The sequence below is a fragment of the Thalassovita sp. genome, from assembly GCF_965218685.1.
Taxonomy (GTDB): domain Bacteria; phylum Pseudomonadota; class Alphaproteobacteria; order Rhodobacterales; family Rhodobacteraceae; genus Thalassobius.
Map to the genome: position 1 here is coordinate 571,750 of NZ_OZ244657.1, position 11,535 is coordinate 583,284.

An 11,535-nucleotide genomic window follows, 5' to 3' on the forward strand; every position below is an offset into this window, starting at 1 on the left:
TATGAGCACACCCAAACGACCCATTGCACTGGACCTGCCGCCCGTTGATCCGCTGCCCGAGGCAACCGCCAAGTATTTCAACATCTGTCAGGAAAAGCTGGGCATGGTCCCCAATGTCCTGATGGCGCACGCTTTTGACATCGACAAGCTGAACGCCTTCACCGCGCTGTATAACGACATCATGCTGGGCGATAGCGGCCTGACCAAGCTGGAGCGCGAGATGATCGCGGTCACCGTATCCTCGGAAAACAAGTGTTTCTACTGCCTGACTGCCCATGGTGCGGCCGTACGTCAGCTGTCTGGCGATCCGATGCTGGGCGAGGCGCTGGTGATGAACTATCGCGTGGCCGACCTGACCCCGAAACAGCGCGAGATGCTGGATTTCGCCGTGAAGATGACCAAGGCCAGTGCCACGATCGAAGAAGAAGACCGCCAGGCCCTGCGCGATGCCGGTTGGACCGATCGCGATATCTGGGACATCGCCAACACGGCTGCGTTCTATAACATGACCAACCGCGTGGCCTCGGCCTTGGATATGCGTCCCAATGACGAGTACCACGCCCAATTCCGTTGATGCTGCGCCTTGCCGTTTTCCTGGCCGCTTTGGCGGCCGTCCCAGCCGGGGCCTCGCATGCGCTGACCCTGACTCTGCCCGAGGCGTCCAAGCCCCTGGCCGATCAGCAAAGCGCGGCCGATAACTATGTCTTGCCCACTGGCCCATTCGCCAACGGCGCGCTGCCGGGCGAACGGCTGGAGGGTTCGGTCACCCGTAAATCCTGGCAGATCGGCAGCGAAAGCCTGACCTCGTTGCAACTGTTCTCGCCCCTGCGCGACCAGCTGCAAGAGGCAGGCTATACCGTGCTGTTCGAATGTGGCGGTGCCGAATGCGGGGGGTTCGATTTCCGCTTTGAAACCGAGGTCCTGCCCGCCCCGGACATGCACGTGGACCTGACCGATTTTCGGTTCCTGTCGGCCAAAAAAGGCAGCGATGACCACCTGAGCCTGCTTGTCAGCCGCTCGAACAACTCGGGTTTTGTGCAGATGATCCGGGTCACGCCCGCGCAGGAACAGGCCTCGCTTGAGACGCCCACGCTGGTCCAGCCAGCCGCGCTGGCCCAGGCGGGAACGCCAGACCTGCTGACGCTCGAAGCGCACGGCCGCACCATTCTGCAGGATCTTAGCTTTGAAACCGGATCGGCCGCGTTGGCCGAGGGGACATTTGCCTCGCTTCAGGCGCTTTCGGGGTATCTACTGGCCAACCCCGATCGCCGTATCGTTCTGGTGGGCCATACCGACGCGGTCGGCCAACTGGAACAGAACCTGGCGCTGTCCAAGCGCCGTGCCTCGGCAGTGCTTGAAAGGTTGGTCAGCGCCTACGGCGTGCCGCGCGCACAGCTAGAGGCCGAGGGCATGGGCTATCTTTCCCCGATTGCACCTAACCAAACCGACGCCGGCCGCGAGGCCAACCGCCGGGTCGAGGCGATCTTGCTGAACACGGACTGATCAACGGATCAGAATTGCCCGAAAATCATTCACGTTCGTGCCGGTAGGACCGGGGACAAACAGCCCGCCCACCGCGTCAAAAGCCGTCCAAGCGTCATTATTTGCCAGAGCGGCGGCGGGATCGATCCCGGCTTGCCGCATCGCCGCCGTGGTCTGCCCGTTGACAAAGGCGCCCGCGTTGTCCTCGGACCCGTCAATGCCGTCCGTGTCTGCGGCCAGGGCCGAGACATCAGCCGCTCCTTCGACTTCCAACGCAAAGGACAACAGGAATTCGCTGTTGCGCCCACCCTTGCCTGCGCCGCGCAAAGTCACTGTTGTCTCACCGCCCGACAACAGCACGACAGGGGGGTTAAAGGGACGTGATTTGGTGCCAATTTCGCGGGCGATTGCCGCGTGAACCTTGGCGACTTCGCGCGCCTCACCTTCGATCGAGTCAGACAGTATCACGGCGCTGATGCCTGCGTTTTCGGCAACCGTTGCCGCAGCTTCGAGTGATTTCGCGGCCGAGGCGATCACGTGCACCTCGTTCTTTGCAAATATCGGGTCGGCAGGGTCGGGCGCGTCCTCGGGCGCGCTGTCCAGGAACGAGGCAATCGCTGGGGGCAGCACAATCTTGTGGTCTCGTACGGCCGCCAGCGCCTCGGCCCGGCCCACCGCATCGGGCACCGTCGGCCCCGAGGCAACCTGCGCCGGATCATCCCCCGGCACATCCGAGACGATCAGGCTGACCACCCGCGCAGGATAGGCGGCGGCGGCCAGACGCCCACCCTTGATCGCGCTGATCTGCTTGCGGACAGCATTCATCGCCCCGATAGGCGCGCCGCTGGCCAACAGGGCCTGGTTCAGCGCGACCTCGTCCTCCAGCGTCAGCCCCGGTGCGGGCGCGGCCAGCAACGCGGACCCGCCACCGCAGACCAGGGCGACCACCAGATCGTCCTTGGTCAGGCCCGCGAGCGCATCGAACATCGCCTGAGACGCGACCAACCCAGCCGGATCGGGAACGGGATGCGCGGCCTCGAGAACCTGAACAGAATCGCATTCGCAGGAATAGCCATAGCGCGTGACAACCACGCCTTCGACGGGTCCGTCCCACAGCTCTTCGAAGGCACGCGCCAGCTGCGCCGCCCCCTTGCCCGCACCGATGACAACCACCCGGCCCTTTGGCTTGGCCGGCAAATATGCCGCAAGGGCCGCTTTGGGATCCGCTGCCTTGATCGCGGCCTCGAACATCTGAACCAACAGCTTTTCATCAGGTGTCGTGGCAGTCATGGAGTCCTCGGGTCAGTGCAAATCCGTTTCGTCAAAGCCTGACAATCTGAGCCAAAACCGCAAGCCCCGATTTACCCGCCATCCCGTGGCACTGTGCCGGTCATTTCGATGAATTCATGTGCATCTTTTACAAAGCCTCCCTGAATTGATGCTTCAAATCATACCCTCTGCGCTTTCTGGATATATCGTCAGAACAATCTGGACCTATAAATCTGGCGCGCGCCGGTGTGTAATGGCGGCGAAGACAACGCCAAGGCTGGCGTAATTTCTGAACAGATTCACCTGACGGAGGCGACAATGATGGATGGCGCATTGGAAAACGATATCCAGGCCGTAGTGGACGCGGATCGCGCCCATGTCTGGCACCACCTGACCCAACACAAACCTTTTGAGACCACGGATCCCCGGATCATCATCGAGGGCAAGGGTATGCGCGTGTGGGATCAGAACGGCAAAGAATACCTGGACGCCGTGTCCGGCGGGGTATGGACCGTGAACGTAGGCTATGGTCGCGAACAGATCGCCGATGCGGTGCGCGACCAGATCATGAAGCTGTGCTATTTCGCGCAATCCGCCGGCTCGGTCCCCGGTTCGCAATTCGCCGAAAAGCTGATCGAAAAGATGCCCGGCATGAGCCGCGTCTACTACACCAACTCGGGGTCCGAAGCCAACGAGAAGGCGTTCAAGATGATCCGCCAGATCGCGCACAAGAAGTACGGCGGCAAAAAGTACAAGATCCTGTATCGCGACCGCGACTATCACGGTGGCACTCTGGCCACGATGTCGGCGGGCGGTCAGGACGAACGCGGGATGCAGTACGGCCCCTTCGCACCCGGCTTCATCCGCGTGCCCCACTGCATGGAGTACCGTAAGGAAGAGCTGGGTCTGGGCCACCTGTCCGGCCGCGAATTTGGTATCGCCGCCGCCAATCTGATCGAGGACGTCATCCTGCGTGAAGGCCCCGAAACCGTGGGTGGACTGTGCCTGGAACCTGTCACCGCTGGCGGAGGCGTTATCACTCCGCCCGAGGGCTACTGGGACCGCGTGCAGGAAATCTGCAAGAAATACGACATCCTTCTGCATATTGACGAGGTGGTCTGCGGCATCGGCCGGACCGGCACACATTGGTTCGGCTACCAGCACTACGGCATCAAGCCGGATTTCGTGACCATGGCCAAGGGCGTCGCCAGCGGCTATGCCGCGATCGCCATCTGCGTCACCACCGAAGAAGTGTTCGAGATGTTCAAATCCGATCCGTCGGACAAGCTGGACCACTTCCGTGATATCTCGACCTTTGGCGGCTGCACTGCTGGCCCCGCCGCAGCGCTGGAGAACATGAAAATCATCGAGGATGAGGGCCTTCTGGAAAACTGCACCAAGATGGGTGAGCGCCTGATGGCCAACTTCCTGGCGCTGCAGGAAAAGCACGAAATCATCGGTGACGTGCGCGGCAAAGGCCTGTTCCAGGGTTTGGAGCTGGTGAAGGATCGCGACACCAAGGAGCCGGTGGCCGAGGCGGATATCGCTGCCGTGGTCGCCGAATGCGGGGCCAACGGTGTGATCATCGGCGCGTCGAACCGGTCAATGCCAGAGCGGAACAACGGGCTCTATTTCTCGCCCGCGCTGATCATCACCCCCGAGGACGTGGACCTGATCAGCGACACCGTAGACAAGGCCCTGACTAAGGTGTTCGGCTGAACGCACCGCCGATAGTTTCCGTCCTGAAAGGGAAACGCAGCCTTTTTTCAAGGCGCTTCAGCAACGATGAAACGCCCCCTATCCTTTAAGGATGAGGGGGCGTTTTGCATCTTGACTGGGCGTCCTTTGGCCGACCTCAGACCAACTGGAACAACAGCCCTGCCAGAACCGCTCCGACCACGCCCAGGGTTAGGTAGGCTGCGAACACAGTCGGTTTGACCAGCGACCAGACAGCGGCCATCGCAGGGATCGAGCTAACGGCACCGGCAATCATAAAGGCCATCGCGGCGCCAGCGGTCATGCCTTGCTCGATCAGGCCAGCCAGCAGGGGCGGCGCGACATAGGAATTCAGATAGGCCGGCATCCCCACGAACGCGGCCGTGATAATGGGCACAATGCCGGTTCCCCCAACAACCTTGGCGATCAGATCGGCGGGCACATAATGAACCAACAGCGACTCGAGCACATAGGCGAAGGCCAGCCATTTGAGCAAGAACAGCGCATTGGTGCGAAACTCCTGCCCGAATGTGGCCCGGCGTGCAGGTTCATTCCAGAATTTCCACAGGGGTGTTCCGTCCAGTTTCGGCCCGCTACATCCACAGCAACCGCTGGATTTTTGTGTTTTCAGCGGGCTGACAAAGGCCCCGTGGCGCATCATCGATCTAAGGGTAAACCCACCGAACAGACCCAAGGCGACCGCAAAGACGGCCTTACCAATGGCGAATTCCCAGCCCAGCGCACCCGCGGTAATCAGCAGGGTCGGAGGGTCGATCAAAGGCGAACTAAGCCAGAAGGCCATGACTGCAGGCAACGGAGCGCCAAGCGCCAAAAGGCCCGCGATAAAGGGGATCACTTCGCAGCTGCAAAACGGGGCGAGCCCGCCAAACAGGGCTGCCAGCAGGATCATCCGGGTTTCCCGCCCCTCGAAGGCGCGAGCGACCAGAACCTCGGCACCGGTGGCTTTTAGATAGGCCAGCAGCAGCACCGCGAACACAATATACGGAAGCGTATGGAGAAGAGCGTTCACCGCGAACGTGACCACCGAGACCAAACTCGACCCGTCCAGCAACGCGACCAAAGCCACGATAATCACGATCAGCGCCCAAGGAGAGGTCAGATAAGACGCGGCATCGCGCAGCGACATGCGGGGGTTTTGCGAGATATCAGACATCGTTCGCCGCCTTTCGACACAGGTCAGCGCAACATTCGGCCAGCAGGAAATCCGCCAAAGCCTGAAGCTCGCTGAACTTGGCGCGTGTTACGGTGCTGCGGCCCCGGCGTTCCTGCTCGACGACCCCGCCCGCGGCCAGAAACTTCAGGTGATGCGCCAAGGTCGAAGGCGCGATTCCCGTGCGTTTCTGGATTTCTCCGACGGTCAGGCCAGGCTCGCCCGCGCGGACCAGCGTTTTGAGCACCTGTAACCGGGCCTCGGACCCCATGGCGGCGAAGCCGCCCGCTGCTGTTTCCCATTCCATGACGCGACCTCGATTCGATTAAACTAGTTTTTTAGTTATATCGAGCCGACGCTTCGTGCAACAGGTTTCACTCGGGTTCCAGCAACTTGGTCAGCAAGGTCAGCGTGCGGTTGATCGGAACGTCGATGCCATGCTTGGCCGCGCGGCGGACGATCTCTCCGTTCAGAAAGTCGATCTCGGTGGGGCGGGCGCGCATGATGTCCTGGGCCGTCGATGAATATTGCTGCGGCATCCATTCAGGGACCCCACGAACCGTGTCCATCGTCGCAGGCGGAACATCAATGCCTTCTGCGTTGGCTACCGCCAGACACTCGGCCACGATATCCTCGATTAACGCCGTCATGCCCGGACGAGGCGCGAAGGTGCCGTAGGGTTGCCGCGCGATTGCCGAGATGGCGTTGTAGGCGCAGTTGACCACCAGTTTGCTCCAAAGCAGGCCGATGACATTTTCGGAAACCTCGGTCTGGATTTGAGCGCCGTTCAGGATTTCGGCGACTGCGCCGGCCCCCGCGCCGCCGATGGCCAGATCCCCCCGCCCTTCGTGCCGCACAACCCCGGGCGCAATCATCCCACTGGCTACGTAAACCACTGCCGCGATAACCGGGTGGTTCGTGACCTTGTGCAGGGTGTCAGGGTTCGAAATACCGTTCTGCAAACTCAGCAGAGGTACATTCGAACGCAGATGGGAGGCAATTGACGCCCCCACTTGGGCGGTGTCCCCGGATTTCACGCAGAACAGCACCATCTCTGCATCTTCTATGGCGGCAAGGTCCGTAGTTGCCGCGACAGCGCACACATGCTGCTGACCAGCCATTTCCAGGATCAAACCGTTGGCACTGACGGCATCGACCAAAGCAGGGCGCCCGATCAAAGTGACCTCGTGCCCGGCCATCGCCAGCTTTGCCCCGTAATAACACCCGACGGCCCCTGCGCCCATTACTGCGATTTTCATATCAGTCCTCCAGCTTCCTCCACTGTGGCCCATCTGGCGGGCCAAGTCACGATCACGCCAGATTGCACCCGGTTTAAGTCCAGTTTACGCTGAGCCATGGCAATTTCGGCAGACATGTTTTTCCTGGACCCGCAAGCGCAGGGCACACTGCAGGCGCAGATCCAGCAGATGGTGGCCGAAGGCATCCTGTCCGGTCGTTTCATCCGAGGAGACAAGCTCCCCTCCTCGCGCAAGTTGGCGGCGCATCTGGGGGTCAGCCGGATCACGGTGACGCTGGCCTATACCGAGCTTGTGGCCTCGGATTACCTTAGCGCGCGGGGCCGCTCGGGCTATTTTGTGTCAGATACAGCGCCAAAGCCGCCCGACGCACCGCCGGATGTGACCAAGGACGACGCAGTGGACTGGTCTCGCGCCATCGGTCAAAGGTTCTCGGGTGGGGCGACACCAACCCGGCCGCCCGATTGGAACCGCTTCAAATACCCGTTCATCTATGGCCAGACGGACCCGGCACTGTTCGACCATGCTAACTGGCGCGCCTGTGCCTTGCGCGCCCTTGGCCAACGGGATTTTACAGCACTGACAAAGGATTACTATGATCAGGACGACCCGCAGCTGATCGAGTATATCCTGCGCCATTCACTGCCGCGCCGCGGGATCATCGCCCAGCCTTCGCAGGTGCTTCTGACGCTGGGGGCGCAGAATGCGCTTTGGCTGGCCGCACAGGTTTTGCTGACGCAGCGCCGCGTCGCCGTGGTCGAAAACCCAAGCTATCCGGCGCAGACGGACATCCTGTCTCAGTCCCGTTGCCACATGGTTCCCGTGGACGTGGATACAGAAGGCCTGCCGCCAGATCAGGTGCCCCAATGCGACGTCATTTTCACCACGCCTTCGCACCAATGCCCCACCGCCTCGACCATGCCTCGGGCACGGCGGCAAGCCCTGTTAGAGCGCGCCCGGCAAATGGATGCCCTGATCGTCGAGGACGACTATGAATTCGAGATGTCCTTTTTGTCCGCGCCCTCGCCCGCGCTCAAAAGCCTGGATGAAGACGGCCGGGTTATCTACATCGGCAGCTTCTCGAAATCGCTGTTTCCGGGGCTGCGGCTTGGCTATTTGGTCGGCTCCGAGGCGTTCATCCGCGAAGCCCGCGCCCTGCGCGCCAGCGTGCTGCGTCATCCGCCCGGCCACATTCAGCGCACGGCCGCTTATTTCCTGTCACTTGGCCATTATGATGCGCAAATCCGCAAGATGGGTACCGTCCTGGCCGAGCGCCGCCGCGTGATGGAACAAGCCATTCACGACCACAATCTGCAGATCGCAGGCAGCGGCGCTTTCGGAGGCTCGTCTATCTGGATGCGTGCACCCGAGGGCGTGGATACTCGCCAACTGGCTGCCGACCTTTGGGATCAAAGCGTGTTGATCGAGGCCGGTCAGCACTTTTTCCACGGCCCCCAGCCACCCAGCAACTTTTTCAGGCTCGCTTATTCCTCGATCTCGTCCGCCCGAATACCCGAAGGGATCAGGCTGATTGCACAAACCCTGTCCAAACTCTGATAAAATCCGCACTGCCGCGACGATACGCCTGACCCGCGGCAATGGCTTTGTTACGTTGGCCCCATAGTTTTCGCATGCGCGCCCATTTCAAGAGAGGTCTGATGCAAGTTTCCGCCCGTGATCCGTTTCCGTTCCTGTCCCCCTATTCGGCCCAGGCTCCTCAGCGTTTGTTGACCCAGGCCAAGGGGCTTCCCACTCCGGATGTGGCCCTGGTCAACGCCGGGTCAGTTACCGCCCTGGCCGGTATCCGCGAGGCCGCCGAGGCCGGCCTTGCCAATCCCATTCTGATTGGTGACACCGACAAGATCAAAGCCGTCGCCGACGAGATCGAGTGGGACATCTCGGGCCTGCCGCTGATCCACGCCCCCCATGCTGCCGCGGCCTCGAAGGCGGCTGAACTGGCCCGCGCCGGGGATGCGCAGGCGATCATGAAGGGGCAGATCCACACCTCGACCTTTCTTAAGGGGCTGCTGCCCAGCTCGGCGGGGCTGCGGGCACCGGGAACGCGCTGCGGACATGTGTTTCACGTCACCACCCCAGGCTCGGACCGGCCATTGCTGATGACCGATGGCGCGCTGAACGTCGACCCGGACGTCGAGACCCGAAAGGAATGCCTGCGGCACGCGGTCAAACTGGCGCACCAGCTGGGTGTCCCCAATCCCAAGGTCGGAATTCTGTCGGCAACCGAGGACCCTATTCCCTCGTTGCCCAATTCGGTCGAGGCCCGCGAAATCGCCCTTTGGGCCAAGGCCGCCCTGCCCCATTGCATTGTCGACGGACCAATGGCGATGGATCTGATCCTGTCGAAAGAAGCCGCGCGGATCAAAGGCTTCGATTCGCAGGTCTCGGGCGATGCAGACATCATCCTCAGCCCGAACATCACCACCGCCAACGCCGTATTCAAACTGATGGTTCTGGGAATGGGCTGCTGCGCGGCCGGGCTGGTGCTGGGCGCCAAGGTTCCGATCCTGCTAACCTCGCGCGCTCAGGCGGCACCGGCGCGGATCGCCTCGGCAGCCTTGGGCGTCATCGCCGCGAGGGCCCCGGAATGATCCTTGTTGTGAACGCTGGCTCCAGCTCGATCAAGGTCGAGCTGTTTGACCTTGGCCTGACCTCTATCCTGGAAGGAAAAGTCACCGAGATCGGCGGGGACGCCCGGATCAAACTGGGCAAACGCGCCGAGGCCATTGCCGCCCCTGATCACAAGGCCGGGTTCGGTGCCATTCTGGACACGTTAGAGGCGCACGGCCATCCGGTTACAGGCCTGACCGCCGCCGCACACCGGATCGTACATGGGGGCGCCGACCTGACCGACCCCGTACATCTGAGCGCCAAAACCCTGACGCAGATCGAACAGTTCAACACCTTGGCGCCGCTGCATAATCCGCACAACTTGTCCGCCATCCGCGCCTTGGCCGAGCTGATGCCCGATCTGCCGCAATACGCCAGTTTCGACACGGCCTTTCATGCGGGCAATGACGCGCTTGCCACCACCTATGCCATTCCCGCCAGCGAACGTGCCAAGGGGATCCGCCGCTATGGGTTCCATGGCCTTTCTTACGCCAGCTTGGTCGAAAATCTGGGCCCCGACCTGCCCCGCCGCTTGCTGGCGCTGCACCTTGGCAACGGCTCTAGTTTGTGCGCGATCGTCGAAGGGCGCTCGGTCGCCAATTCGATGGGGTATTCGCCGCTGGACGGTCTGGTCATGGGCACCCGCCCCGGCGAGGTGGACGGCATGGCCGTGCTGCGCATCGCCGAGGATTACGGCTTTGACGAGGCCACTCGCCTGCTGAACAAGGAAAGCGGGCTGAAGGGGCTGGGCGGGACCAATGACATGGCCGCCCTTCTGGCCTCGGACAGCGAAACCGCGCGCTTTGCTGTGGATCATTATTGCTATTGGGCGGCACGGCAGGCGGGCTCGGCCATCGTCGCGATGGGCGGGGTGGATGCTGTGGCCTTTACCGGTGGCATCGGCGAAAACGCCGCCCCGGTGCGGGAACAGATCATGGGTCACCTGTCCTTTTTAGGCGACATCCCTGTGCATGTGATCCCCGCCGACGAAGAACGACAGATTGCCCGTGATGCCCTGCGCCTGATCAACGCCGGAAAATGAAAGGCCGGGTCTGACCCGGCCTTTGCTTATTTCTTGGATTTCCAGCTGTCCAACCAGCGCGAAAGACGTCCGCGTTTTTCGGCCAGGTTGTCCCCAGCGGCATCCAGGCTGTCGCCCAAGTCTTCGATCACCGGATCGATACGCGCCGCACGGAACCGCCGCCAGCGCACCCAGATCGCCCAAACAACAGCGGCAAAAATCACCAAGATCACGATATTCAGCCAAGGAATGATCGTCACGTCCGGCCCCGCGACGGCGCGCGCACCCACTGCATTGGGAAAGATCGACAGGAACTCGTTCCGCCAGCCATAATGCTTGATCGCCACCCATTGCGGGGCGTCAGCGCCCGATTTCAGGTCCGCGGCCTCGGCTTGCAGGTTCGAGGTGTCGAACTTGAAATAGGGTGGCCAGCCCCAGCCGGTGTCCTCGTTGCGGTAGACCATGACTTTATCGTTGGCCATCCGGGTTTGGATGAAGAACACATCGCGGTTCACCGTCGTGGTGTCATTGCCCACGTCTGGCGCGGCCCAGAAAATCGAGTTTTCACCAAAGTCGATCCGCTTTTCATAGGTATCCGTCACCCGCACGATATCGTGCTGCGGCAGGGTATAGTGAAAGAACGCCGCCGTGATCACCCAGAAGGTGATCCAGAACGCCCATTTGACATAGACCATCACGCGGTCCTCCTTAGTGAAAATTCGTCAGGTAGATGATCAGCGTGATCACCACCACCGGCACGATGTAAACCAGCAAGATCAGCTTGGGGCGGAAGGAATCGTCGTACTCATCCAGCCCTTTGCGCAGATATTCGTCGCGATCCCCCGGACGGCCCTCGGCCTCCCAGGCGCGGATCAGTTTGCGGCGCCGCGTAAGCCGCGACCAGACCGAGACGATCACATAGATGATCGACAGAACCACGAAGCCCACGACGATCAAACGTCCTAATGCCAGCATGTGTGTGCTCCTTTCCG

Annotated in this window: 12 protein-coding genes; 6 read left to right on the forward strand and 6 right to left on the reverse strand. The window is 61.4% G+C overall.

Annotation, left to right across the window (positions count from 1 at the left end; translation table 11 throughout):
* Position 1 precedes the first annotated feature (1 nt).
* The gene (locus ACOQOQ_RS03070) at positions 2-574 is read left to right on the forward strand and encodes a peroxidase-related enzyme (RefSeq protein ID WP_420568674.1); all 573 of its coding nucleotides are present in this window, start codon (positions 2-4) and stop codon (positions 572-574) included.
* On the forward strand, positions 574-1,503 hold the full coding sequence (locus tag ACOQOQ_RS03075; protein ID WP_420568675.1) for an OmpA family protein: 930 nt from the start codon (positions 574-576) through the stop codon (positions 1,501-1,503). The genes ACOQOQ_RS03070 and ACOQOQ_RS03075 overlap by 1 nt, the downstream gene beginning before the upstream one ends.
* On the opposite strand, the gene ACOQOQ_RS03080 is transcribed toward ACOQOQ_RS03075, so the two are convergent.
* A complete protein-coding gene (locus ACOQOQ_RS03080; RefSeq protein ID WP_420568676.1) occupies positions 1,504-2,772 on the reverse strand; it encodes a glycerate kinase type-2 family protein in 1,269 nt (422 codons plus the stop codon). It abuts the gene before it with no gap.
* Positions 2,773-3,072: 300 nt separating this feature from the next.
* Between ACOQOQ_RS03080 and ACOQOQ_RS03085 the strand changes: the two genes are divergently transcribed.
* Positions 3,073-4,470 carry an aspartate aminotransferase family protein gene (locus ACOQOQ_RS03085; RefSeq protein ID WP_420569723.1) on the forward strand — a complete coding sequence of 466 codons (1,398 nt, stop codon included), beginning with the start codon at positions 3,073-3,075 and terminating at the stop codon, positions 4,468-4,470.
* A gap of 136 nt (positions 4,471-4,606) precedes the next feature.
* Here the strand turns inward: ACOQOQ_RS03085 and ACOQOQ_RS03090 are convergent, their stop codons facing one another.
* The 3 genes from ACOQOQ_RS03090 to ACOQOQ_RS03100 form a co-directional block, all read right to left on the reverse strand.
* The gene (locus ACOQOQ_RS03090) at positions 4,607-5,641 is read right to left on the reverse strand and encodes a permease (RefSeq protein ID WP_420568677.1); all 1,035 of its coding nucleotides are present in this window, start codon (positions 5,639-5,641) and stop codon (positions 4,607-4,609) included.
* Positions 5,634-5,945, reverse strand: coding sequence for an ArsR/SmtB family transcription factor (locus ACOQOQ_RS03095; protein ID WP_420568678.1), 312 nt, complete (start codon positions 5,943-5,945; stop codon positions 5,634-5,636). The genes ACOQOQ_RS03090 and ACOQOQ_RS03095 overlap by 8 nt, the downstream gene beginning before the upstream one ends.
* A 67-nt stretch (positions 5,946-6,012) precedes the next feature.
* A complete protein-coding gene (locus tag ACOQOQ_RS03100) occupies positions 6,013-6,897 on the reverse strand; it encodes a ketopantoate reductase family protein (RefSeq protein WP_420568679.1) in 885 nt (294 codons plus the stop codon).
* Positions 6,898-6,993: 96 nt separating this feature from the next.
* On the opposite strand from ACOQOQ_RS03100, the gene ACOQOQ_RS03105 reads away from it, so the two are divergent.
* The 3 genes from ACOQOQ_RS03105 to ACOQOQ_RS03115 all read left to right on the forward strand — a co-directional run bounded on the left by ACOQOQ_RS03105 (position 6,994) and on the right by ACOQOQ_RS03115 (position 10,564).
* On the forward strand, positions 6,994-8,451 hold the full coding sequence (locus tag ACOQOQ_RS03105; RefSeq protein ID WP_420568680.1) for a PLP-dependent aminotransferase family protein: 1,458 nt from the start codon (positions 6,994-6,996) through the stop codon (positions 8,449-8,451).
* A 101-nt stretch (positions 8,452-8,552) separates the two neighbouring features.
* Positions 8,553-9,503, forward strand: coding sequence for a phosphate acyltransferase (locus ACOQOQ_RS03110; RefSeq protein WP_420568681.1), 951 nt, complete (start codon positions 8,553-8,555; stop codon positions 9,501-9,503).
* On the forward strand, positions 9,500-10,564 hold the full coding sequence (locus ACOQOQ_RS03115; protein ID WP_420568682.1) for an acetate/propionate family kinase: 1,065 nt from the start codon (positions 9,500-9,502) through the stop codon (positions 10,562-10,564). Before ACOQOQ_RS03110 ends, ACOQOQ_RS03115 begins: the two co-directional genes overlap by 4 nt.
* A gap of 26 nt (positions 10,565-10,590) precedes the next feature.
* Here ACOQOQ_RS03115 and ACOQOQ_RS03120 read toward each other — a convergent pair whose 3' ends face one another.
* Both ACOQOQ_RS03120 and ACOQOQ_RS03125 read right to left on the reverse strand, forming a co-directional pair.
* Positions 10,591-11,238 (reverse strand): DUF1523 family protein, encoded by a 648-nt coding sequence (locus ACOQOQ_RS03120; RefSeq protein ID WP_420569724.1) that lies wholly within the window; start codon positions 11,236-11,238, stop codon positions 10,591-10,593.
* Between the two features lie 13 nt (positions 11,239-11,251).
* On the reverse strand, positions 11,252-11,518 hold the full coding sequence (locus tag ACOQOQ_RS03125) for a hypothetical protein (RefSeq protein ID WP_420568683.1): 267 nt from the start codon (positions 11,516-11,518) through the stop codon (positions 11,252-11,254).
* Positions 11,519-11,535 lie beyond the last annotated feature (17 nt).